The sequence below is a fragment of the Paraglaciecola algarum genome, from assembly GCF_021532655.1.
In the GTDB taxonomy this organism is placed as follows: Bacteria; Pseudomonadota; Gammaproteobacteria; order Enterobacterales; family Alteromonadaceae; genus Paraglaciecola; species Paraglaciecola algarum.
Window position 1 is genome coordinate 251,195 of sequence record NZ_JAKGAS010000005.1, and the last position, 25,823, is coordinate 277,017.

At 39.6% G+C, this 25,823-nt stretch carries 19 protein-coding genes; 11 read left to right on the plus strand and 8 right to left on the minus strand.

Features of this window, described 5'->3' with window-relative positions; genetic code table 11:
- Positions 1-8: 8 nt before the first annotated feature.
- Positions 9-1,181, minus strand: coding sequence for an amidase (locus L0668_RS11335; protein WP_235312666.1), 1,173 nt, complete (start codon positions 1,179-1,181; stop codon positions 9-11).
- Between the two features lie 473 nt (positions 1,182-1,654).
- Between L0668_RS11335 and puuE the strand changes: the two genes are divergently transcribed.
- The gene (gene puuE, locus L0668_RS11340) at positions 1,655-2,575 is read left to right on the plus strand and encodes an allantoinase PuuE (RefSeq protein WP_235312668.1); all 921 of its coding nucleotides are present in this window, start codon (positions 1,655-1,657) and stop codon (positions 2,573-2,575) included.
- Positions 2,576-2,607: 32 nt separating this feature from the next.
- On the opposite strand, the gene L0668_RS11345 is transcribed toward puuE, so the two are convergent.
- The 4 genes from L0668_RS11345 to L0668_RS11360 all read right to left on the minus strand — a co-directional run bounded on the left by L0668_RS11345 (position 2,608) and on the right by L0668_RS11360 (position 7,067).
- Positions 2,608-3,597 (minus strand): FHA domain-containing protein, encoded by a 990-nt coding sequence (locus L0668_RS11345; protein ID WP_235312670.1) that lies wholly within the window; start codon positions 3,595-3,597, stop codon positions 2,608-2,610.
- A complete protein-coding gene (locus L0668_RS11350; protein ID WP_235312672.1) occupies positions 3,588-4,871 on the minus strand; it encodes a S1 family peptidase in 1,284 nt (427 codons plus the stop codon). The genes L0668_RS11345 and L0668_RS11350 overlap by 10 nt, the downstream gene beginning before the upstream one ends.
- Before the next feature lie 100 nt (positions 4,872-4,971).
- Entirely contained in the window at positions 4,972-6,339 is a 1,368-nt protein-coding gene (locus L0668_RS11355; RefSeq protein ID WP_235312675.1) for an 8-oxoguanine deaminase, read from the minus strand.
- A gap of 41 nt (positions 6,340-6,380) precedes the next feature.
- The gene (locus L0668_RS11360; RefSeq protein ID WP_235312677.1) at positions 6,381-7,067 is read right to left on the minus strand and encodes a TetR/AcrR family transcriptional regulator; all 687 of its coding nucleotides are present in this window, start codon (positions 7,065-7,067) and stop codon (positions 6,381-6,383) included.
- A 311-nt stretch (positions 7,068-7,378) separates the two neighbouring features.
- Between L0668_RS11360 and xdhA the strand changes: the two genes are divergently transcribed.
- From xdhA to L0668_RS11410, 10 genes are all read left to right on the plus strand, one after another.
- Positions 7,379-8,857 (plus strand): xanthine dehydrogenase small subunit, encoded by a 1,479-nt coding sequence (gene xdhA / locus L0668_RS11365; protein ID WP_235312678.1) that lies wholly within the window; start codon positions 7,379-7,381, stop codon positions 8,855-8,857.
- Positions 8,850-11,255 carry a xanthine dehydrogenase molybdopterin binding subunit gene (gene xdhB, locus L0668_RS11370; protein WP_235312680.1) on the plus strand — a complete coding sequence of 802 codons (2,406 nt, stop codon included), beginning with the start codon at positions 8,850-8,852 and terminating at the stop codon, positions 11,253-11,255. The genes xdhA and xdhB overlap by 8 nt, the downstream gene beginning before the upstream one ends.
- A 1-nt stretch (position 11,256) precedes the next feature.
- A complete protein-coding gene (gene xdhC / locus L0668_RS11375) occupies positions 11,257-12,144 on the plus strand; it encodes a xanthine dehydrogenase accessory protein XdhC (RefSeq protein ID WP_235312682.1) in 888 nt (295 codons plus the stop codon).
- Positions 12,145-12,156: 12 nt separating this feature from the next.
- Positions 12,157-12,654: a 2-oxo-4-hydroxy-4-carboxy-5-ureidoimidazoline decarboxylase gene (gene uraD, locus L0668_RS11380; protein WP_235312683.1), complete on the plus strand. Its 498-nt coding sequence runs from the start codon at positions 12,157-12,159 to the stop codon at positions 12,652-12,654.
- A gap of 22 nt (positions 12,655-12,676) precedes the next feature.
- The gene (uraH, locus tag L0668_RS11385) at positions 12,677-13,012 is read left to right on the plus strand and encodes a hydroxyisourate hydrolase (protein WP_235312684.1); all 336 of its coding nucleotides are present in this window, start codon (positions 12,677-12,679) and stop codon (positions 13,010-13,012) included.
- On the plus strand, positions 13,012-14,352 hold the full coding sequence (guaD, locus tag L0668_RS11390; RefSeq protein ID WP_235312686.1) for a guanine deaminase: 1,341 nt from the start codon (positions 13,012-13,014) through the stop codon (positions 14,350-14,352). Before uraH ends, guaD begins: the two co-directional genes overlap by 1 nt.
- Before the next feature lie 18 nt (positions 14,353-14,370).
- Complete coding sequence (locus L0668_RS11395; RefSeq protein ID WP_235312688.1) at positions 14,371-15,597, plus strand: urate hydroxylase PuuD; 1,227 nt, start codon at positions 14,371-14,373, stop codon at positions 15,595-15,597.
- 2 nt (positions 15,598-15,599) lie between these two features.
- Positions 15,600-15,899, plus strand: coding sequence for a DUF1330 domain-containing protein (locus L0668_RS11400; RefSeq protein ID WP_235312690.1), 300 nt, complete (start codon positions 15,600-15,602; stop codon positions 15,897-15,899).
- Between the two features lie 304 nt (positions 15,900-16,203).
- Positions 16,204-17,544 carry a nucleobase:cation symporter-2 family protein gene (locus L0668_RS11405; protein ID WP_235312692.1) on the plus strand — a complete coding sequence of 447 codons (1,341 nt, stop codon included), beginning with the start codon at positions 16,204-16,206 and terminating at the stop codon, positions 17,542-17,544.
- 449 nt (positions 17,545-17,993) lie between these two features.
- A complete protein-coding gene (locus L0668_RS11410) occupies positions 17,994-20,534 on the plus strand; it encodes a TonB-dependent siderophore receptor (RefSeq protein WP_235312693.1) in 2,541 nt (846 codons plus the stop codon).
- Positions 20,535-20,627: 93 nt separating this feature from the next.
- Here the strand turns inward: L0668_RS11410 and L0668_RS11415 are convergent, their stop codons facing one another.
- The 3 genes from L0668_RS11415 to L0668_RS11425 all read right to left on the minus strand — a co-directional run bounded on the left by L0668_RS11415 (position 20,628) and on the right by L0668_RS11425 (position 25,724).
- Entirely contained in the window at positions 20,628-21,272 is a 645-nt protein-coding gene (locus L0668_RS11415) for a TetR family transcriptional regulator C-terminal domain-containing protein (RefSeq protein WP_235312695.1), read from the minus strand.
- 128 nt (positions 21,273-21,400) lie between these two features.
- Positions 21,401-22,393 (minus strand): response regulator, encoded by a 993-nt coding sequence (locus L0668_RS11420; protein ID WP_235312697.1) that lies wholly within the window; start codon positions 22,391-22,393, stop codon positions 21,401-21,403.
- The gene (locus tag L0668_RS11425; protein ID WP_235312699.1) at positions 22,386-25,724 is read right to left on the minus strand and encodes an MHYT domain-containing protein; all 3,339 of its coding nucleotides are present in this window, start codon (positions 25,722-25,724) and stop codon (positions 22,386-22,388) included. Before L0668_RS11425 ends, L0668_RS11420 begins: the two co-directional genes overlap by 8 nt.
- Positions 25,725-25,823: the final 99 nt, after the last annotated feature.

Genomic DNA, 25,823 nt, shown 5'->3' on the forward strand with positions numbered 1-25,823 from the left:
GTATTTCCTTAAATATTTTTTGCAGCATGAATTAAGGCTAAATCAGAATTTTTAGGGCCTAATAATGACAAACCAAACGGTGCTTCTTCATCCTCTAAAACAGGTAAATGTAATTGTGGTAAACCTGCTAATCCTGCTGGTGCAGTTAAGCCCATTAATTCACTTCTATAGTTTGCCATCCAAGCATCTGTTGCATCTAAAAGTGGTGAAGCTGAAGGTGTTGTAGGCATCACAATATAATCTACTTGTTCAAACCATACAGATATTTGTTGCTGAATTTCAGCCCTTAATTGCGTAGCTTGCTCAAAATCTTGTTGGGAAATGGTTTGACACCAATCGATTCTCATTTGAATATCTGGGGCAAACTTAGGCTGCGTTTTTAAGAACCACTCTTTATGGGTTTGCCACAAATTATAACCTTGTAATATTCTAAAACATTCACTGGCCTGTTTAAGCCAATCACTGCTGACAGGAATTGTTTTAACTTGTTTAAAACTTGTTTGACTATCTAACCAAGTTTGATGAACCTCTCGCCATAATAACTTTTCATCTAACTCAGGTAGTAATACCGCCACATTTTTGGGCTCTGAGCTTGTCCAAGTGTGTTCGCCACTCACTAATTCTGGTAGCAACACCTGCGCAACTTTTTGCAAAGTGTCTAAATCACGAGTCATCCAGCCCACAGTGTCAAACATGGGAGCTAAAGGCACCATGTTATCCATAGCAATTACACCGTGGGAGGTACGCAAACCAAACAGGCCGTTATAACTTGCTGGTACTCTAATCGAGCCCCCAGTGTCTGTGCCTAAACCTATATCTACTTGACCATTAGCTACAGCAATAGCTGAACCACTGCTCGAACCACCAGGCAAGCGGTTTGTCGCTTTTGGATTTATAGGCGTGCCATAGTGTATGTTGCAGCCATTTAAACTATAAGCCAATTCATCGGTTTGACTCTTACCTACAAACTCAGCACCGGCTTTTAGTAATACTTCTACTACACTCGACGTTTGCTTAGGAATAGCATGACTCGCTAACCAATCCGGATTACCCGCGCCTGTGGGCACACCTGCAATATCAAAGAGGTCTTTCACGGCTAATGTTAAACCAGTCAATTGGTCGCTAGTTTTAGCGATATCTAACTTACCTTGATAAGCAAAAATGGATTGTTCAATAGGCATTACTTTTCCTGAAGAGTGTTTTAATAAACAAACGTTGTCATAAAATGCGTTAATAAATAGTTGAGCTATTTAAGTGTTGTACTGGAAATCAATAAAACCCAGTGAAATACTGAGTATTGAGCAACGATTATACCATTTCCTGTCCAAATGGTTATCTTTTTAATAAAAATAGATATATTCTATTTAAATCAATTAGTTGAAAAACAAAAATTAGCGACTTCTTGTTTGAACTTAAATGTATCAGTAAGTTTTACTTGTGTTACTGAACTAGCTTGGCGCATATTTGATCTGCTTATGCACCAAAACAGCGTTTAGAGCGAATTGAAATAAAGTCGATACCAATTAAAACAATACTTATGCGCTGGCACACTAATTGATTAAATTAAAGCAAAGCAAATTAAAAAAAGTAAAGAATAGAAAATAACAAAACCGATAAAGCTCTCTAACTCAGGACTTTCATACTAGGAAATACCATGACCGAAAATACATTTGATGCCAATTACCCAAGAGATCTAATCGGTTATGGCGCCAATCCTCCCAAGGTATCTTGGCCTCAATCTGCCAAACTTGCAGTGCAATTTGTGATTAATTATGAAGAAGGGGCTGAGAACTGTGTGCTACATGGAGACGCCCAGTCTGAAACATTCCTCTCCGAAATTATTGGTGCCAAAGCCTATCCAGACAGGCATATGAGTATGGAGTCTATTTACGAATATGGTAGTCGAGCGGGTTTTTGGCGTCTGCATAGACTATTCAACAAATATCAAATCCCGGCTACTGTATACGGCGTTGGAATGGCGCTACTACGCAACTCTGATGCGGTAGAAGCCATGCAAAAATCTAATTGGGAAATTGCCAGTCATGCCTATCGTTGGGTTGATCACCAATTTATGTCTGAGGATCAAGAGCGTGAACAAATTAAACTGGCCATCGATGCACATACCCAAGCAACAGGTGAACCGCCACTAGGTTGGTATACAGGGCGAGACAGCCCCAACACTCGTAAATTAATTTGTCAGCAAGGCGGATTTTTATATGACTCAGACTCATACGCCGATGACTTACCCTATTGGAATACCGAACACGGTAAACCCCATTTAGTCATTCCCTACACTTTAGATACCAATGATATGCGCTTTGCCGCTCCACAAGGTTTTAACTGTGGTGATCAGTTTTACACTTATTTAAAAGATAGTTTCGATGCTTTGTATGCTGAAGGTGATACTCATCCTAAAATGATGAATATAGGTCTACATTGCCGAATCATTGGCCGCCCTGGGCGTATTCAGTCGTTAGAACGATTTATTAAATATGTAACTTCTCACCAAGATGTTTGGGTATGTAAACGTATCGATATAGCCAAACATTGGCACAAGTTTCATAAACCTGAATAAGGTAATCTTGTATTACCAATAGTGGCAACCGGCTAGTTTTCCGCTAGCCTGTTATCTGCTTTGTCATTCCGCCGTTTAGCTTCTTTAAAGCTAGCTTGATACAAACTTTTGGTATTCTTTATCCAAGTACTTGCATCCTCTGAGCTATTCACCAAATAACCATCGGGCAAAACATGTACTGAATGGTTAGGGTACACTCTCACTCTATCATCAGCTAACTTGTAGGCAATAAACAAACCTTGTCCTGTGAAAACCAATACCAATGAAATCACACTTATCTTTTTGTAACTAAAGTGTGTGGTTAGATATAAAATTGCCCACAGTGCTGCCGCTAATAAGCCAAATGTAATTAACTTTTCAATGACGGTTAGCAATAAATTACTACCAAAATTAAAACTCAAAAAACCATTCAACTTAGAAGTGGCCAAAGTCACCACTCCCCATAATGCACTTAGCACAATACAGGTAAAAAACCGTACTTCTTTCTTAAATACGTTAGCGGCCCCTGCAATAAATACCCCGCCAATAAATAAGGTAAGCAACATTGATAGATCTTTCACCACTAACTTTGACCATACGATTTCTGTCGACTGACTTAAATAACGACTACAAACTGACAAACCAAATACAATGACCATAATCAATACAGCCCAATACCAACGATTAGCTCGTTGAGATAATTCTTCTAACATTGTCATTTTGACTGCTTTGGCCAGCTGTTGCTGACTATTCACAACTCGCAAAAACAAGTTTCCCACCACAAAAACTTGGCCAAATTCAAAAGCAGTGGTAGCAGAAATAGCTTGGTTTTGTTCTGTTTTTACACCATTTACCGATTGTTTATCCGTGACCCAAACTTGGCCGTCTTTCACTGAAATATTTAGATGATGAGGGCAAATATATTGATCTTTAATCACAATATCATTGTCATAAGCTCGACCAATATCAGCTTGGTCTCCAGACAATTTAAAGTAGTCTTGCACCTGGCCATTGCGGGATAATATTTCTAGGACTAATTCCATTGTATATTCTCCACAAACTTATTGGTAAAGGCCTGCCCAGTTTCAGGTGTCACAGCATTTAGAGAAAACTTTGCAATAATAGCCTGATCATCCTTGCCCAGTAATAACGCCCTAAAACTCACATCAAATAAGCCGGGATAAAGTCGATATGCACGAATACAGGTAGAGGTTTTCATAGTACTACCTTGTTCGTTCTCAACCACACCTTGTTCACATTGATAATTAGTAGTATCTCGGGTACTGATAGTACTTTTTGTAGGGTTATGGCGTATCGCTCTTTGATACAAATTAGCTAGTTGGAACTGATTGAGCTGCTGACTTTTTCTCCACTCAGAGCTGTATTTAAATCCCGACAACCTTGATGATGAATTTAAAGAAATCGATTCACGTAACTGACAACCAGTGCTCACGCGGTCGTACTGTCGTTTTTCATCACTTTGATTTGAGCCGCTGCCACAAGATAAAAACTCAGCTATTTTTTGTGGGACTGTAGCCGAACCTAAGGTATCAACTGGCCACTGAGAACTTAAAATAGGCTCATACAAAGCAGTTTGATAATCAGTTAGCTGTTGAGTGATTTTTTTAGAAAAATATTTAGGAGCGACTGGAGTCGTTTTATAGGTATCAATCAAGGCATGTAACTTACCTACCGGAACCAAAGAACCAATTTGATTACCCCTAGTGGTCACATTAATTCCTACAACTTTGGATTCAGAATTAATTGTAGGCCCGCCAGACATGCCAGGGTTAATCGAACCTGTAAGATTAATTTCTTCGGTAAACCTGTGATTTATCAAACCATTAAAGGTACCTGGCACCACTATCATGCCAAGATCTAAAGGATTACCAATTGAATAAAGAGCCTGACCTTTTTTAGGTAAATGATCGGCCAACTCAAAAAACTCAGTATCAGTTAATTCTGTTTGCAATAGTGCCAAGTCATTTATGACATCAAGATCAACTATCTTAGCTTTGTGCTGCTCATCCAAAGAATCTATAAATTGCACCACATAATCTTCAGGATAACCAACCACTCTGCTTATCACATGGTAATTCGTCACCAATAAACCTTGTGAATTTACATAGAAGCCAGAACCAAAACTGACTTTTTGCCCTGAGACTTGGTTGACTATAGTAACTTGAACAATTTTATGTTCATTTTGCTTAATCAAATCATTGGCTGACAGTTCAGCAAAAGCAGTACTCATAAAAGAAAAAGTGAGCGCTAAATTCAGTGCGAACCACAGAGTAAAACTTACAATGCCTAAGCGCATTCTATCCCTTAATATTGTGTCTATTCGTTAAATTAACTAACCTAAATGGATTCTAAACGAAAGAGGAGTGATGAGATAGCTACCAATTAATAACAATAGATCACATACGTTTATTCAACCGATCTGCAGCGATTTTATGTTTGGCCATTATGTCTTGTAGATCGACATTAACCAGTTCCGCATTTTTCACTGTCCATTGTCCCGCTACCATCACATGCTCAGCTTGATGGGCACCACATAAAACTAATGCGGCTACAGGATCACCGTTACCAGAAAATCTAGCTTCATCTAAACCAAACAAGGCAAGATCGGCTTTTTTACCCACCGCTATTTCACCTAATTCAGGGCGATGTAACAAGCTAGCACTGCCTTGAGTCGCCATTTTGAGTGCATCAATATGAGTGAATTTAGCCGAGCCATAATGTAATTTTTGTAGCAACATGGCTTGTCGAACTTCTTGTACCATATTAGAACCGTCATTAGACGCCGATCCATCAACTCCCAACCCCACTCGGGCACCAGCTTGGTGTAACTCTAGTGTTTTACAAGTGCCTGATGCCAATAACATATTAGATGTTGGGCAATGACATACACCCACACAAGCATGGCCTAAGGTTTTGATTTCCTCAGGATCAAAATGAATACCATGAGCTAACCAGGTGCGTTGATTTAACCAACCTACGTCAGCCAAATACTCCACAGGGCGCATACCAAATTGTTGAACACAAAAGTCGTTTTCGTCTTCCGTTTCACCTAAATGGGTGTGCAACAACAAGTCTTTTTGTTTGGCTAACTTAGCGGTTTCTCGCATTAAATCTGGGGTGACTGAAAATGGCGAACAAGGTGCAAGGGCAATCTGGCACATAGATTCAGCACTCGCATCATGATATTGGCTGGCTAATCGGTCACTTTCAGACAAAATAGTATGATCACTTTGCGTCACACTGTCTGGAGGCAAACCACCAGCAGACTCACCCAAACTCATAGAGCCTCGAGTTAGTGTCACACGGCCACCAATGGTTTTAGCTGCTTCAACTTGCACATCAATCGCGTGTGGCATGATATGACTAAATACATAATGATGATCTGCAGCTGTGGTGCAGCCAGACAACATTAACTCCGCTAATGCTAGTTGAGTGGAAGCGTAAATTGCTTCGTCGTCTAAATTTGCCCAAATGGGGTACAGAGATTTTAACCAAGGGAATAGTTCTTGATTTAATGCGCTAGGTATCGCACGAGTTAAGGTTTGATAAAAATGATGATGACAATTAATTAAACCGGGTAAAATCACTTGTTGAGAAGCATCAAATACTTGATCAATTTGTACTATAGGTGACTGACCTTTTGCCACCAATTCAATTATGGTGTCCCCTTGGATGACTAAGCCATTACTGGCGTCTTGATCGTTTCCAGTCCAGCAAGCCAAAGGCTGTTTTATCCATAATGTTTGATTGTTAGCAGTGTGCATGGGTAACCTTAAATCTAATGTTTATTCAGTAAATCAGTTATTTATCTTTGCGGGGGTGTTAGACCACATCCCGTTAAAATCATTTGGCTTAAGAAATTTGAAATGTTATCGATCATTTCTTGTTCATACTCAGCACAATTCATTATGGTTAATACTTGTTCTTCAAAATCGGCATAGTGTTGAGTTGAAGACCAAATCAAAAAGATCAATTGAACGGGATCAACATGCTGGGCCATTCGACCTTGATCTATCCAGCTTTGAATTACTTTTGCTTTTGTACGCACCCATTGACGCATATCAGTGCGAATATAATCTTTTAAGTGAGGCGCACCTTGAATGATCTCCATAGCAAACAACTTTGATGCTCTAGGATGGCTATAAGATAAAGCGACTTTTTTACGAATAAATTCATCTAAAACAGTGGCAGGGTCGTCATCTTCAGTGACTTGATCAAAAAAGTCATTCCACAAATGCATTAAGTTACCTAAAACGGCAACATACAAATTAGATTTACTTTTGAAATAATAATGCACGTTAGCTTTAGCGATATTCGCCTTGTCAGCTATTGCTTGAATACTTGTACCTTTAAATCCGTATTGCACAAATACTTCTTCTGCGGCCTGAAGTATATTCGCTATATTTTCATCCCGAATTTTGCCCGCTTTATATTTACCCGTAGGCGTTTCATTTGGGTCAAAGTCTGTTTCTAGATCTTGTTTTTGTACCATTTTTACATCCATATTACCTGTGACAGTCAGTTAAAAAGTACCTATCTTTCATTGTAGTTAGTAATCACACAACAAAAACCTGACCAAATAGACAGAAAAATCAAAATTATTCAGTTATCATACATAAATTCAATATTTCGATTTTATTAATTGGCTTCAGCAACATACATGCCAGCCTACCTAATTTTCGAAGTATAACCTTATTTTTTGAATAACTGTCTTACTGGCCAATATTTTGCTTATATTGTCTTTCAAACAGTAAAATTATTAGTTGAATGACTATACTCAAAGTAGCTACCAAGGAAAAGAACATGTACTTTACGTTAAACAATGAATCTGCCAATACCGATGATATTGCGCCTGATACTAGTCTCCTTGACTACTTAAGAGAAAAACAAAATTTAACTGGAACAAAAGAAGGATGTGCCTCTGGAGACTGTGGGGCATGCACTGTTTTAGTTGGGACCGAAGTCCAAGGTGTGATCCAATACAAAGCTGTCAACTCTTGTATCTATCCAGTCAAAAGTCTTTCAAATCAATATGTTGTAACTGTCGAAAAATTACAAGAAGTCACTCAATGTGGTTCCGATTTAACCTCTGTTCAACAAGAAATGTTGGAATGTCATGGCTCACAATGTGGCTTTTGCACACCTGGTTTTGTGATGTCTTTAACAGCTTTAGAATTAGAAAAAAACACCATCAGCACACCCAATGACCAACCAATCAGAGAACAAGTATTAGATGCTATTTCAGGTAACTTATGCCGCTGCACGGGTTACCGACCCATTGTAGAAGCAGGCTGCAATGCACTCAAAAAAGATAACCAAACGTTCAAGATTGTGCAGCCCCCCTCGAAAAAAGCCCAAAATAGTGCATTAAATGAGTACGTAACCGCCTCAACCAATTTAGCTAGCTTTTTTGCTCGACCAATTACCGAGCAAGATTTACAAGCTTGGTTGTTGTTATATCCCCAAGCACAACTCATCGCCGGCGGCACAGATTTAATGTTAGCTGTGACTCAGCAATATCAAACTATGCCACAACTGATAGACCTCACTCACATTGATTCATTACAAACAATTAATGAAACAGATTCTTATTTTGAGATTGGTGCAGCGGTAAGTTACCAGCAGCTAGAAAAGTTTGCTAAACAACATGCCCCTGTTTTGTATCAACAACTGTTACATAGACTCGGCTCAAGGCAGATACGAAATCGTGGCACCATAGGCGGTAATATTTGTAACGCTTCGCCTATTGGCGATATGCCTCCATATTTATTAGCCTTAAACGCAGAAATAGAAATCATCAATAATCAAGGTGACAGCAGACGTATGCCAATTACAGAGTTTTATCTAGACTACAAAAAAACTCAGTTACAAAGAGGCGATTACCTTGCCAAGGTATATATCTCGAAAGCAGCGCTTGCTCAACCTATTGAAATTTTTAAGCTGAGTAAACGATACGAAGATGATATCTCCTCTGTGCTGGGTATATTTACCCTAACCCAAGATAAAAGTTTACAAATAGCTTTTGGTGGTATGGCAGCCATACCTAAACGAGCTGCAGAGACCGAAGCATTTTTAGCTAAACACTCATGGATAAGCGGTTCAGATATAGAGCACAAAATAATTGACCAAGCATGTGAAATATTAGCCAAAGAATTTTCTCCAATGACAGATGTAAGAGCCTCTTCAGATTATAGAATGGCCGCTAGCCAAAACCTTTTGCGTAAAGCCTGCTTAGCCTTTAGCCAACCCAGCGCACAACTAGGGGTATTTCATCATGCGTAAATTAATTGATCCGGCTCAAGTTAAAACAACTGACAACCAATCAAATAGTGCTGGCGGCGTTGGGCACTCAACCAAACATGAATCGGCCCGTAAACATATAAGTGGTAGCGCTCAATACATAGATGACATGCCGGTTTTGCCAAACATGTTATATGTGGCAACCGGTTATTCTTGTCACGCCCATGCTATCGTAAAATCAGTTGATTTGTCAGCGGTCAAACAAGCCATAGGTGTGGTTGATGTGATCACTCATACTGACATTCCGGGTCACAACGACGTAGGCCCAGTGTATGGTGGAGACCCACTATTAGCTGAGCATAAAGTTGAGTATATCGGTCAGCCAATTTTTGCAGTAGCGGCCACTAGCTTACATGCGGCCAAAAAAGCAGTAAAACTGGCTAAAATTGAATACCAAATATTACCCGCCCAATTAACAGTTGAAGAGGCACTTAGCGCTGAATCTTTTGTGTTACCCACACATACTATGCAAATAGGTGATTCAGAGGCAGCCTTAACCAATGCCCAGCACAAATTAAACGGACAAATCTACGTAAAAGGCCAAGAACACTTTTATTTAGAAGGCCAAATCAGTCAAGCTTGGCCGACTGAAGACGGTGGGATCCATGTGATCACCTCAACCCAGCATCCGTCAGAAATTCAAAAACTCATAGCCGAAATTTTGTCTATACCGCTGCATTTAGTGGTATCCGAAGTGCGTAGGATGGGAGGGGCTTTCGGTGGCAAAGAAAGCCAAGCGGCTGCGCTGGCTTGTATGGCAGCATTATTTGCCAACCGACTGAATCGCCCTATTCGTTATAAAATGCCACGTCAAGACGACATGATCCAAACCGGCAAACGTCATGACTTCGATAATAAATGGCAAGCGGGGTTTGATGACTCCGGCTTACTGCAAGGTGTGAATTTTGAACTCTCGGCTAAATGTGGTTATTCACCGGACCTATCAGAGGGTATAGTCGACCGCGCTATGTTCCATGCTGACAACGCTTATTATCTGGGTAATGCAGTAATCAAAGGGCACAGATGTAAAACCCATACAGTATCTAATACTGCATTTCGTGGCTTTGGTGGCCCACAGGGGATGATGGCCATAGAGACGTTAATGGACGATATTGCCTGTTACTTAGGTAAAGATCCGTTAGATGTACGTAAAACTAATTTATATCAAGCAGATCGTACAACCACCCATTACGGCCAAGAAGTTGAACAACAAGTATTACCTGAGTTAATCGAACAACTTGAAACAAGCTCAAACTATCGTATCAGAAGAGAACAAATAACAGCGTTTAATGCTACCAACCCATATGTGAAGAAAGGCTTAGCCCTGACTCCAGTAAAATTTGGTATCTCATTTACAGTAAAACACCTCAACCAAGCTGGCGCTTTATTACAAATTTATACAGACGGCACTATGTTAATTAATCATGGTGGTACTGAAATGGGCCAAGGCCTGTACACCAAAATTCAGCAAGTAGTGGCTAGTGCCTTTGGTGTCACAGTTAATCGAGTCAATGTGTCTTCAACCCGCACCGACAAAGTCCCAAATACATCGCCCACTGCAGCTTCTTCGGGTACCGATTTAAACGGTATGGCGGCGCAAAATGCTTGTGACATAATTAAATCATCACTGATTGAATTTGCCATTGAACATTATTCAACTCAAGGCTTAACTCTAACCAATAACGACATTTGTTTTGAAAACGACTTAGTGCTTATTGGTCAGCAAACTATACCTTTTGGTGAATTTATCAAGCTTGCATATATGAATCGTGTACCACTTTTTGCAGCTGGGCATTACAAAACGCCGAAGATTTATTACGACAGAGAGACAGCCAAAGGCCAACCGTTTTTATACTATGCCAATGGTGCTGCAGTATCAGAAGTGAGTGTAGACACACTAACTGGTGAGTATAAAGTGGAACAAGTGGATATTTTGCATGACGTGGGACAATCATTAAATCCGGCTTTAGACATAGGCCAAATTGAAGGTGGCTTTGTGCAAGGTATGGGCTGGTTAACCACAGAAGATTTAAGCTGGGATGACAGCGGTAAACTCATCTCCAATAGCCCAGCCAATTACAAAATCCCTACTGCCTTTGATGTACCAGAAAAATTAAAGGTAGATTTGTACCAGCAGCACAATACCGAAGTGACTATTCACTCATCTAAAGCAGTAGGCGAACCGCCTCTCATGTTAGCCATTAGTGTTTGGGCGGCTTTGCGAGATGCTTGTGCTAGCACCACTTCCCATAAATTTATCCCAAGATTAGATACACCAGCTACGCCAGAGCGTATATTTTGGGCCCTGAAAGAATGCCAAGATTATTTGCATACTGGAACAAGTCGGGTTCAAGGCTCAGAAAAAGAGCAGGTAAACTAATATGCAAAAGTTGACTTGGACCCAAGCCATAGAGCGCTGTAATCAAACGGCTAAAGCTTATGTTATCGCCACTGTGATTGGCGCACAAGGCTCTACACCAAGAGATACCAGCAGTAAAATGGTGATCGATGCCCAGCAAAGTTACGACACAATTGGCGGCGGCCAATTAGAATATTTGATCATCCAAGAAGCACGTAAGTTAATGCTCAAAAATGAGACTTGCCAAGTGTTTCGTCCACTACCTTTAGCCGCAGAAGCAGCACAATGTTGTGGCGGTTTTGTTACAGTATTATTGGAATGTTTTGCTGCAAGTGAGCGGCAAATTGTACTGTTTGGTGCAGGCCATGTCAGTCAGGCATTAATTCAGATATTGTCTGGTTTACCCTGCCAAGTGACACTAGTGGATAATCGCCCAGAACAAATCCCTGCTGAGTTACCAGCCAATTGTCAAAGTGTGTGTATCGATTCACCACAAGAAATTATTGCAACTCTACCAGACAATAGCTCTATTGTAGTGTTTACCCACGACCACCAGCTAGATTACAGCTTAATTAAAACTATGTTAGACAAGCCTAGATTTAGCTATGTGGGATTAATTGGTTCAGACACTAAAGCCAAACGTTTTAAAAAACGCCTAGCTAGCGAGCATATTCAACCAGAGGTAATCGACAGTTTGTATTGTCCCATTGGATTACCAGAGTTAAAAGGCAAATTACCCATGGAAGTGGCTTTGTCTATTGCAGCTCAATTGCAAAGTTTGTTTTATCAAGAGCAAGCTAAGAGTACAGGCGCAAACCACAAAAAAAGAAAAGGCACTAGCTGGCGCGAGATCAAACAAGCAATTAGTTTGTCTGATGGCACCCCTGCTAATGTGTATATAGATGAATAACAGGATCAACACATGACCTTGCAAGAGTTTAATCAATTACCTTTACCGGCCAGAGTGCAACAATTACATGATTGTTGTCATTGCCATTGGTGGGCAGAAACTCTGGCACAAGATGCGCCTTTTAATAGTTTGCAAAGCCTATTAGAACAAGCAGTAAACTTATTTAATCAAGCTAACGAATCACAAATATTAGAAGCCTTTAAAGGCCATGCAAAAATTGGTGACATTGAATTATTACGTTCTAAATTTGCGGGCAAAGCCACCGCAGAACAAGGCCAAGTGATGCAGGCCAGCGAAGATACAATTAAGGCTTTGTGGCAACTCAATCAAGATTACGAAGCTAAAAATGGATTTATTTTTATTGTGTGTGCCACAGGTAAATCTGCCGAAGAAATGTTAGTAATTTTAGAAAGCAGAATCGCTAACTCTCGGGACTGTGAGCTAAAAAATGGCGCTCAAGAACAAAACAAGATTACCCAAATTAGATTAACCCAGTTAATTGAAAACTAATTATCAAACTTAAGAGATAAACATGAATAAATCGCCCATTACCACACATATTCTGAATTTAGAATCTGGGTTACCAGCAGCCGGTGTGTTAGTTAAATTATTAAGCGCAGATAGCCAATTAATCAGCCAAGCAGAAACCGATGCTGATGGTCGAATTGTGCTGTGGCCAGACGAACTCAATTTAACCCCTACTGATTATAAATTACATTTTGCTATTGCTGACTGGTATCAAGCCCAAGGTAAAAAGTCTTTTTATCCCTATGTAGAATTGGTATTTAGCCTAGAAGATTTAGACAGACATTATCATGTGCCTTTGCTGTTAAATGCTTATGGCTACTCCACTTATCGCGGTAGTTAATGACCTTGAGTACAGATACACACAACAACAGCTTTGCCTTAAGAGCAAAAATATTACACTTCACTGACCAGCCAGATGTGCATCAAAGAACAGGTTATGAATATTTTGCCGATGGTGTACTAGTGGTCGAAAACGGCTTGATCAAACAAGTTGGATCTGCAGAAGAGTTAGTTAAAAACGGTTTCGACTTAGCCGTTTGTGAGCACTTTCCTGAGCATTTAATTATGCCAGGCTTTATTGATTCCCATATTCATTATCCGCAAACCAATGTTATTGCTTCTTACGGTGAGCAACTGATGGACTGGTTAAATCAATATACCTTTCCTGCTGAGCTTCAGTACTCAGATAAAGACTTTGCCCTAAAAGCAGCAGAACAATTCATTCAACTGATGTTAGAAAACGGTACCACCACCGCTATGGTCTACACCACAGTGTTTGCTCAATCGACAGAAGCCTTTTTTGAAGTAGCACAAAAGTACGGTTTACGTATGATAGCCGGCAAGGTCATGATGGATCGTAATGCACCAGATGGCTTATTAGATACAGTTGAAACCGCCCGCCAAGACAGTCAAAACTTAATCGACAAATGGCATGGTAAAGATAGACTTAGCTACGCATTAACCCCTAGATTTGCCCCTACTAGTACGCCAGAGCAACTGGCTATGGTAGGTGAGTTATACCAAGCTAACCCAAGTGTGTACATGCAAACTCACTTGTCAGAAAACATCCAAGAAATGGAGTTCATCAAGCAGCTTTTTCCAGAGGCTAAAGATTATTTAGACGTATACGATGAGTATGATCTGTTAGGCCAACGCAGTGTATTTGGCCATGGTATTCATTTATCTGATGATGAAATTAATCGATTAGCTGAGACAGATTCTCAAATTGCTTTTTGTCCTACTTCCAACCTATTTTTAGGCAGTGGACTACTCGACTTGGCTAGATTAGAAGATGCCGGTGTGACCGTAAGCGTTGCCACAGACATAGGTGGCGGTACCAGTTTTTCTTTATTAAGAACTCTAGCCGAAGCCTATAAAATTTTGCAACTTCAAGGCCAGTCACTACATCCATTAAAAGCTTTATATATGGCGACTTTAGGTAATGCTAAAGCTCTACAACTAGATGACAAAATTGGTAACTTTACACAGGGTAAAGAAGCAGATTTCAGCTTAATCAATTTATCACCAACACAAATACAAAAGAGTCGCCAACAGCAAGCAAGTAAATTAGACGAGACTTTATTTGCCTTAATGATGTTAGGTGACGAGCATAATATAGAACGAACTTACAGCATGGGAAAAATGGTCTACAGCTGTCACTCCTGCGCCTCACAAGAGTAGACCTTAAGGAAAAAATATATGACAACATTTATCGATTGGTTAAATTTAGGGTTTAGATGGTTTCATGTGGTCGCCGCCATCGCATGGATCGGCGCTTCCTTTTATTTTATTTGGCTAGATTTAAGCTTACGGGAACCGCCTAAGTGGAAAAAAGATAAAGGCGTGAAAGGCGATTTATGGGCTATTCATGGTGGTGGTATTTATGAAGTGGCTAAATACCAATTACGCCCAGACGAGATGCCTAAAACCCTCCACTGGTTTAAATGGGAGGCGTATTCAACTTGGTTAAGCGGAACCGCTTTGTTAGTGGTGCTTTATTATTTACAAGCCCAATCATATTTAGTTGGCTCAAACACTTGGATCCAATCCCCTAATCTGGCCATTGCTGCCAGCGTTGGTTTTATTGTGGGTGCACAATTAATTTACGAATTACTACTGCGTACTCCACTGGTTAAAAAAGGCTTAATGTTTGCCTTATCTTTAGTGGTGCTAATTACCATAGCTAGTTGGTTGGCTCATAACTTATTTAGCGCAAGAGCCGCCTATTTGCATGTTGGCGCTATGATGGCCACTTGGATGGCGGGTAACGTGTTTTGGGGCATCATGCCTGCCCAAAGAAAATTTGTTGATGCGGTAAGCAAAAATCAAACACCTGATGAAAACTTGGCTTTATTTGCCAAGTTACGCTCAACCCACAACAACTACCTCACTTTGCCTGTGATATTTTGCATGATCAGCAACCACTATCCTTTTGTGTATGGTCACGAATTTGGTTGGTTAGCGGTAGTGGCTATCGGCTGTTGCCTAGCTTGGGGGCGTCACTATTTCAACCTAAAACACACCGGCAATAAACAACCTATGGTAGCGATTAGTAGTTTAATAGGTTTAGTTTTAGTAGCCGTAACTTTGAGTTTCACTAAACCTAAACCTAGCTTAGCCATTGACGCCAGTACTCAAAACTCTGCAGCGCAAAGCCAATTAAGTTTAGCCAAATTAACAGTTAAAACTGATCTGCTAGTGCAAATTCATTGTGCCAATTGTCACAGTAATACGCCCACTCAGGCTGGTTTTACCGCCCCTCCAGCCGGTATTGTGATCGACTCACTAGAAACACTTTCTCAACAATCGGCTAAAGCGACCGAAGCAATACAATCTGGCTATATGCCATTAGGCAATATGACCCAGTTAACCGATGATGAACGAGCAAACATGCTAATTTGGTTAGCTACAAACACTAAGGATTAAGCATGAGTGCATATGTCATTGTAGATGTAGAAGTTCACAACCCAGAAGCTTACCAAGAATACTTAGCTAAAATCACCCCTACCGTTTATGAAAACGATGGCACGTATTTAGTCAGGGGAGCCGATAGCCAAGTAGTGTCTGGTGATTGGCAACCTAAACGTATGGTAGTGATGCAGTTTCCTTCTCTAGAAGTGGCACAATTTTGGGCCACTAGTGATAAATATGCAGACATACATGCATTAAGAAATGCCAATGCAACTGCCAATATGGTGATAGTAGAAGGCAGCGTAGATTTTAAATAACCAAGATCAAGCCAAAAGAGAACAAACCAAAGTTAGGGCTGAAATTCAGCCCTGTCTTCTTTCTACCTTTTTTAATCGCTTTAGGTATTTTAAGATTTGCACCTAAACAGTGCTTTTTTGTTTCACGCTATCTAGTCTCAATCTATTAAAACCTACTAATTCGTCAGTCTTTTATTTCTAGTTAATTGATTTTAAACATATTTAATTAGGTTTTTAGTATCAATCGGCTATATTTGACTATGTGGTCAACTTATTGCTTAAGTACTAACTTATAAAAATATGTGAACTCAATTCAGGACCAAGAATGAAAACCAATCCAGATATATTATTTGCATTAGAAGATGTGCCAAACGTAAAACAAAGCATGACTTCAGCCTTGCAACATATTTTGGCTTGTTTTGTGGGGGTGATCACTCCCACTTTAATCATTGGTGCTGCTTTAGGTTTACAAGCTGAAGTACCCTATTTAATTAGCATGTCGTTATTTATTTCAGGTGTGTCGACCTTTGTCCAAGCTAAAACATTTGGCCCTGTAGGTTGTGGATTGATTGCTGTGCAAGGCACCAGCTTCGCTTTTGTCAGTGCCTTACTAGTAGCTGGTTTTGCCATTAAAGCCAAAGGAGGAAGCAACGAAGAAATATTGTCTACTATGTTTGGTATTTGTTTTATTGGGGCTTTTATCGAAATTGCCGTCAGTCAATTTATCGATAAAGTAAAACGTATTATCACGCCACTCACTACAGGCATAGTGATCACAACCATAGGTGTCAGTTTAATTAAAGTTGGTATAACCGATTTAGCCGGTGGATTTGGTAGCTCGAATTTTGGAGATTTACAGAACCTAGGCTTAGGTATATTGGTATTGACGATTATCATTACCATGAATATTTCGTCTAATCCTTGGGTTCGCTTATCTGCTATTACAGTAGGTATGATTATAGGATCGATCATCGCTTATGCTCTAGGTATCTTGTCATTTAGTAATATGGTTGAGCTGCCTATTTTTAGTTTACCTATACCTTTCAAATACGGTTTTAATTTTGACATAGACGTTTTTTTACCTGTAGCTCTGATCTACTTTTTAACTGCTCTTGAGACATCTGGTGATATCACTGCCAACAGCTTGTTTTGCCGGCTACCGATAAAAGGCAAAGAATATTTCAAACGAATCAAGGGTGGCATATTAGCCGATGGTTTAAATTCGGCACTTGCTGCGGTATTTAATACTTTCCCAAATACAACATTCGGTCAAAACAACGCAGTGATCCAAATGACTGGCGTGGCTAGTCGACACGTAGGTTTTTACATAGCAGGTATTCTGATAATACTCGGTTTATTTCCAATAATTGGCGGCGTATTACAAGCCATTCCAAAACCTGTCTTAGGTGGCGCGACTTTAGTCATGTTTGCCACAATCGCAGTGGCGGGTATTAAAATTTTAGGCAGTGAACCTATCGATAGGCGTAAATCTTTAATTATCGCTACGTCTTTTGGCGCTGGACTAGGTGTGTTGATGGTGCCAGACGCAGTACAAGCTTTACCTGTTGTGATCAAAAATATCTTATCCTCAGCTGTAACCACAGCTGGCTTTACCGCCATTATTATGAGTTTGTTGATCCCAGATCCTGAACAAAGCAAGGCTTAATATCAGTTCACCTTGGTATAAGTAAACCTCTAGCCCATATTTTCTAGGGGGCTGATTTTTCAATATAGTTATTCCTATCACTTAACTCACAATTAAAAATAGAGTTTATAAAAAATCATCTATAAAAAGCCATCGATTAAAAACTCATATACACAGCACTAATCCTATTCAAAGCAATAACCCTGTTACCTGAGAAGCTGCCCAATTTTAGGGTGGCTGCACACTTTATGAGCACAAAGCAAGATATTGTAAGTGTTTTTAAATCGGTTAATTAGTCTCAACCCTAGATTTCTAACCAATTGGTCAGAAAAATACTTTTTTGGCATAACAGTTGCAATTTCATCTTTGACTGAATCACCAAAGTCTTAGGGCTCAGCAAAAAAATTCAGCAAAGCGAATACACAAGCACATATTTTATACACGGGTAAACACCGATACGGAGACAAACATTGAACACTTTTAAACAACATAAACTGGCACTAGCTATTGCAGCAGTCACTACAGTATCGATAACCTTACCCTCACACGCACAAGAAGAAGAGCAGATGGAAACAATATCTGTTGTCGGTGCCCGTGATATCAATACCATCATGCCACCAGATTCAAGCAGTGCTTTTGGATTTGACAAATCACTTGTTGAAACACCCAGAGCTGTGACTGAAGTCAGCGCAGACTTAATAGAAGCCTATGGTTTACGCAGTGTTGATGATTTAGTCAGAATGACACCAGGAGCCATGACCAGTTCATTTTTTGGCATTCAAGGTGCCATGGATATTCGAGGTGAATCTGCCGATAACTATTTTAGAGGATTTCGCCGCATCGCCAACCCTGGCGCATTCAAAACCAATATTCGGGGTGCTAAACAACTAGAAGTGATGCGTGGCCCGGTAAGTCCTTTATATGGCACAGGTAGTGTGGGTGGTCAGCTTAACTATTCCCCTAAATCAGCTAAATCTGACGCCACAAAATATATTGATTCTGTTACTGGCAAAATAGATTTAACCCTAGGTAGTTACTCGCAAAAAATCTTAGCTGCTGAAGTCGGTACACCTTTTACCTTAGGTGATAAACAAGGTGGTATTTACGTATTTGCAGAAGCGGAAAACTCGGGATCTTTTTATAACGATTACGAACCCACCAACGAAATGTTGCAAGTGGCTATAGATTTAGATCTAACTGAAAACACTGTAATGGAATTCGGTTTTCAAGCCCAAACCTCTGACAGCATTCAAGTACCTGGATGGAACAGGGTTACGCAAGATTTAATTGACAATGGCACCTATATTACTGGTGCAGGCCCCATTAGGAACTCTGACAATCCAATTGGTGCAGATAGATTATTACCCCAAGAGTCAGGATTCGTCACGCCTTTTGCACCATTTTTTATTAACTCGTCATTTTCAGGCGTTGGATCATTTTGTAGCCCAGGTACAGCAGACAACAATAACTTTGTTTACGATGGTAATTTGTTATCTTGCCCTGGGGCGCCTGGTTTTATTGATGGTTATGCCCTAACGGATCCAGGGACTGCGCAAATCGATCATAAAACAACTTTTATTGATGACATAGATTTTGCTGATTCAACTGCCTTTACTGCCTATTTAGATTTCACTACCTATCTTGATGGGGATATGACTTGGAAAAACCAGTTTTATTATGACTACATGGATCATACAAAATTCCAAAGTTGGGGATTTACTGCTGACTATCCAGGTGCCGTAGCAGCAGAATTTCGCTCTAGCTTAATGTTTGAAACTCAAGGCGATGGCTACTCTATTCAACATATTGCTGGTGCGAGTCTGCGTAACGAAGATCTAGATTTAAACCATGCTTTCTATGACGAAACCTTTGATTTCCGAGACATAATAGTGGGCCCTACTCCCAACGATAGGATTGACTGGGCAGTTGACGACCCATACGAAGATGCCACCATTTTATATGATGAAGACGGCAACCCTACAGGAATAGAAGGCACAGTTCGCAGAAACTACAACGAAGAACAAGTTTCAAACGTAACCAATTTAGGTGTGTTTTATCTTGCTGATATTGCCTTAGACCAATGGTCTGTCTTGTTAGGTGCACGTTATGACTACTACGATGTAGAAGCAGAAGATCAAGCTGTATCTTTGTTAGGTATTCCATTTGGCGATGGACAAGTACATACCGATACAGAAACCGCATTAAGTTATAACATCAGTGTCTCCTACAAAATGGATTCTGGTTTTATTCCTTACGCCACATACGCTAAGTCCAATTCACTTACCACTAACCAGTTAGGCGGAATAATTGCCAGCAGTGTAGATAATGGTGAATACTTAGCCGATTCTGACTTGATGGAACTAGGCCTTAAATACACCAATGATGATGACTCTGTCTACGCCGCATTATCGGTATATGATCAAGAAAAAACCGACCGAATAGGCCAAACTCAAGCATTGGTTGCAGTATCAAGCACAGGTATCGAGTTTGAAACCAGAGCACTGTTAAATGAGTACTTTTCTATTACAGCCACGGCGACTCATATCGAAACCACTGAAGTCAGTGACAATGCTTTAGCCATCATTAATGGTGCAGACTTCGCCATGCAAAATGGTTTAGAGCCCTACCAAGTATACGGCGGCAGAATTGGTGGTAACCGTTCAACCTTTATTGGCACAGGTGTTGAATTAGATCGTGGTGGGCTACCGGACAATTCAATGAGTTTTTACTTAAACTACAATCAACCTTTGGGCGATGACAGACTCACTAGTAGCGTAGGTTTTGGTTGGGCTGACGAAACTTACACAGACGTGTTGGAAACGATATTATTACCCAGCTATATGGTATGGACTGCATCTGTAGGTTATGTGGCAGAGAATTACGAAGTACTATTTTCAATCAATAATTTATTTGATGAAAAATATTATACCTCTGCTGATCTATTTGATTCTGTAGTGGTGAAACCATCTGAAGGCAGAACCGGCTCTGTGATGTTGAGTTACAAATTCTAACTAAGTTAAAAACTAAAAAAGAAAAACCGGAGCTTTGTTATACCAATCTAGGTATAAATAAAAACAAACGCTCCGGTTTTTTGTATTAAATATTCAACAATATTGTTCAGGAACTTCTAACTCGCAGCCTTTTAAAATTAAATGGATGAGGCTTTTTGAAGCTTGGTCAAAATCTGCTTGCTGCATATCTCGATTAGTTAATTGGCTAATTTGTGCAGAAAAGTCAGCATAATGTTGGCAACTTGCCCAGATAGTATAAAGTAGGTGATGTGCTGATTTTACCGCCATTTTATTTTTGGCTACCCACTGGTTTATAACTGCGACTCGACCTTCAACCCAAGTACGGTGATTTAATCTAAATTCTTCATCTAAATTTAACCCGCCATTAATAATTTCTAAGGCAAATATTTTGGATAAATCAGGGCGGATCCGGGATATTTCGATTTTTTCGCTAATGTAAGCAGCCAATACCTCTGCAGGTTCATCATCTGCTGTGGCTTGATCGAAACTCGAGTTCCAAATGGTTAATATTTGTTTTAAGACTGCAATATACAAATCAGATTTAGTTTTGAAGTAGTATAAAACATTAGCCTTGGGTAACTCTGCGGCATTAGCCACACTTTGTATAGTGGTGCCTTTTAAGCCTGATTTTGCAAACTCTTGCTCTGCAGCATTTAAGATTTTTTTATAATTATCCTGACGAATTTTTCCGCCTTTTTTATCTATTTTTTTACTCATTACCGACTAAATATATTTGGCTTAATTTTATTAGTGTCTTTATTGTGTAATAAATTACTAATCAATACCACCGCAGTTGGTTCTAACACATTACACATTGAGTTATACCTGTCATGAGTAAAGCTAACTTAATCTTTCCATTGGTCTTTTACTTCAAGAATTTCACTCAGTTGTTGAGTAAATAGGTCCACTAACTGCGGATCAAAGTGTTGCCCTTTTTGGCTATGAATAAAATCCATGGCTTTTTCAACAGTCCAAGCGTCTTTATATGGCCGCACACTGGTCAGTGCATCAAACACATCGGCTAAGGCAACAATACGTCCTTCTATTGGGATCTCTGAGCCTTTTAGTTTATTAGGGTAACCTGTGCCGTCCCATTTTTCATGGTGAGTCATAGACACAACCTTAGCTAATTCAATGAGATCAGAATCAGAATCCCCCAGTATCTCAGCGCCTATTTCAGGGTGGGATTTCATTATGGTAAATTCTTCATCGGTTAATTTACCAGGTTTAAGCATGATACTGTCGGGGATACCAATTTTACCAATATCGTGCATAGGCGCGGCATTAAATAAGTTCTCAGCTTCAGCCTGAGTAAACCCATATGCTAAGGCTACAATTCTAGAATAATGACTCATACGCATGACATGCATACCGGTTTCGTTGTCTTTATATTCTGAAGCTCTGCCCAAACGTTGGATCACTTGAAGCCTTGTTCTTCTTAACTCTTCTGCATCTACCAAAGACAAATGGGTTTTAACTCTAGCTTTTACCACAGCAGGTGAAATGGGCTTAGAAATATAATCTACCGCCCCTAAGTTTAGTCCTTTGGCTTCGTCACCCGCATCTGTTAGTGCAGTGACAAAAATAACCGGAATGGATTTAAACAGTTCACTTTGTTTTAATGTCTCACACACTTGGTAACCGGTCATTTCGGGCATCATAACATCTAATAAAATTAAGTCAGGCCGCTCTTTTTCAACCAAACGTAGGGCTTCTTGGCCACTTTTTGCGAAGGTTAGTTTATAAGTTTGATTGAGTACTTGGTTAAGTACCCGTAAATTCGTAGGTTCGTCATCAACAACTAAAACCTTTTGTCTGCTGTCTTGCATATTATTCATTTTCATCTTGAAGTAATTCATTAATCAATTGGTCAATTAAATGACTCGCGTTTTCAAATTCAAAATCATTGCAAGCATCAACAATCCCTTTGATTTCAATAGAACGCAGAGGAGCCATATTTGACAATTTAGTGAGTAAATCTTCTTCGTATTCATTATTTGTTACGTATTGACTAATTTGTCGTAAAGTTTCTATAAGCTGATTATTGCCCTTAAGACTTTGATCTCTTGTGGTTAGTTCACTGTTACTCTTTTTATCTTCACCTGACTTCACATAACTTTCGATTGCTTTTAACTCAGTTTGGGTTTGTTCAATCAATAATTGGCTTTCTGCTTTTTGATTGGCGATACTAGCCTGCTCCAATTGACTAAATAATTGCATCATTGATTGCAAGGCGATATTGCCACATACGCCTTTAAATTTATGGCAGGTTTCAGCTAACAACTTAAAGTTCTGCTTTGCTAATAAAGTATCTAATTCAAATATCTCCACTTCATTTTGTTGAATAAAGCGTTTAATTTCAGTATACAAATTAGCTTTAGTACCCCACAAATTTATCCCAGACTGGACATCTATTTTTTGATTCGATTCACTCACCTTATTGTCTATCACAAAATCAGCCGACAATTTAAGCACATTGGCTATTTCATTCATAAGTTGCGGTACGTCTATAGGTTTATTTGCAAACCCATCCATACCAGCATGCTCTGCTGATATTCTATCTTGAGGCAACACACTTGCTGTTAAAGCAATAATAGGTGTATGAGCTAAACTATGCTTCTGTTCATACTGTCGTCTTAATTTAACTGCGGTTAAACCATCCATAACTGGCATTTGAATATCCATTAATACTAGGTCAAAGGTATCTTTCTGCATTTGCAATAATGCTTGTTCACCATCTCTAGCATCTGTCACTGAATGCCCGTCTCGCTTTAGTATCAGTGTCAATAGCTCAATATTTTGATCTATGTCGTCCACAATCAATACCTTTAAGCTAGGTAAAGTAAATTGTTGTTGAGACTTGAGAGCTTGGTTAGTTAGAGTGACTGATTTTAAGGGTATCTCGAAACTGAATTCAGAGCCTTGTCCCTTAATACTTGTCGCTGAAATCGAGCCCCCCATCAATTCAACGAGTTGTTTACTAATAGTGGTGCCAAGCCCTGTTCCACCAAAACGCCGACTCATAGATTCATCTGCTTGTGCAAAGGCATCAAACACACTACTTAACTGTGACTCAGTCATGCCTATACCGGTATCTTTTATTATGAACTTAACAAATTTCTCTGCTGCTGGTTCAATAGTGATAATAATTTTTCCCTGCTCGGTAAACTTAATCGCATTGCCTAGCAAGTTCGTAAATACTTGCCTGATCCTATCTGGCACACCATTATAAAACCCTTGCACATCAGGGTGCATATTAAGCTCAAGCTCTAACCCCTTACTTTGAGCTTGTAACCATAAAGTAGAGACTACAGCGTCAACTTCCTCGACAATTGAAAAATCTCGATACTCAAGTTGAAACTTACCTTTATCTAGTTTTGCACTGTCTAACACATCATTAAGGATATGTAACAAAGACTTAGCAGATTGATTAATAGTGGTTAAATTTTTACGTTGGCTATCAGCTAATTCTTCGTCGAGTAAAATATCACTAAAACCAATAATGGCATTCATTGGTGTACGAATTTCATGGCTCATATTAGCTAAAAATGCAGAGCGAGTTTCTGCCGCATGTTCAGCCTTGTTCTTAGCTAGTACCAGTTCAGACTCTATTTTTTTACGATCGGTAATATCCATAATAAAGCCATCTAAATAGTAGTCATCACTGTTTTCTACCATACTCGCGCGGCCATAGCCTAACATCCATTTGGTGTTACCGTATCTATCAATAAATCGGAATTCTAACTGATACCCATCAGGGTCGCGTAAATTGCTATTGGCAATAACACTGGCATCATCGGGATGTACAAAACTCCCTAAGCTGCGTTTAGGATCAGGTAACAAAAAGTCTTTAGCCGGATAGCCTAGGATGTTTTCTACTTCATCGTTAATAAATAAATTTGGCCAGCCTGGTACATCTAAACATCGATAAGCAATCCCAGGAATGTTAGTAAGCAAGGCACGAATTTGCGCTTCTTTTTCTCTAAGCTCTGTCTCCATTTTAATTCTGGCACGTAGGTCAGAAATAAACGCCACAAACATATGTTGTTGATTAAACTCCACATGACCTATTCCTAACCGAATAGGGATTTTCTCACCGTTTTTAGCGTTGGCTTCGACCTCACGTCCAGAGCCAATGATTTTAGCTACACGGGTTTGCAAGTAGTTTTCAATATACTGATCGTGATTATGTTGTAGTGCTTCTGGCACCAGAATTTTTACATTTTTGCCTAACAAGTCTTGAGCTTCCCAGCCTAACAAATCAGTAACAGCCTTGTTAATACTGGCGATAATACCTTTAGCATCTATGGTGATAATGCCATCTACAGCCGTATCCATTATGGCGGTTAGGCGTTTTTCATTTTGGGTAGCAGTGGCAGAAATATCTTTATAACGAAACACTAAATTAGAAGCTAAAACCAAACTAATAATAAAAATAGTAATAACAGTTATACCTAAGGCTAAATAAAATGAGATCTCATTGGTTTGTTGCGATACCTCCATACCTGGAGGTAATACAAATCGCGCAGCGGCCATTCCAGTGTAATGCATGCCAGAAATAGCCGCCCCCATCACAATACTAGAGATGGCTATTTTTAAATTGCTACTTAATTTAACTCCTGAAAAGTTATCTAGTCCAAAACTGATCCAAAGGGATAAAATAGCCAGTACCACAGCCACCAAAATAGACACACAAAACATAAACAAGTCGTAGCGCAATAGTGGTGCCATTTCCATAGCAGCCATGCCAACATAATGCATCACACCAATACCAGCCCCTACTAACACACCACCCAATACCAATTGATATGGTTTAAGGTTTTCTCTAGTGATTAAATTTAATGCAATCCATGATGCGCCTATCGCTGGTAATAAAGACATAGCGGTTAAATCAAATTGATAGGTAATATCGGTACATAACTCTAAGGCCAACATACCAATAAAATGCATGGACCATACACCACCGCCCAAAGCAATGCTGCCAACTAACAAGGAAAAATGTTTACGCACTCGAGACGCATTGGCAGCCTGATGAGCAACTTGAAACCCCATAAAAGAGGCAAAAATTGCAATTGATACTGACAAGACAACTAGCCAGGGATTATAAGCAGACACAGCTAACAGACTATTATCTGTATGTAAAAAAAGTTCAGTTAAAAAACTTTGCATAAAATACAAATCCACCAAGATTACATTTACAAGGCACAAAGCAGCTAGTATAAACAACTAAATTCGCTACGTAGAATTGTTTTCGCATTTAGTGTCTAC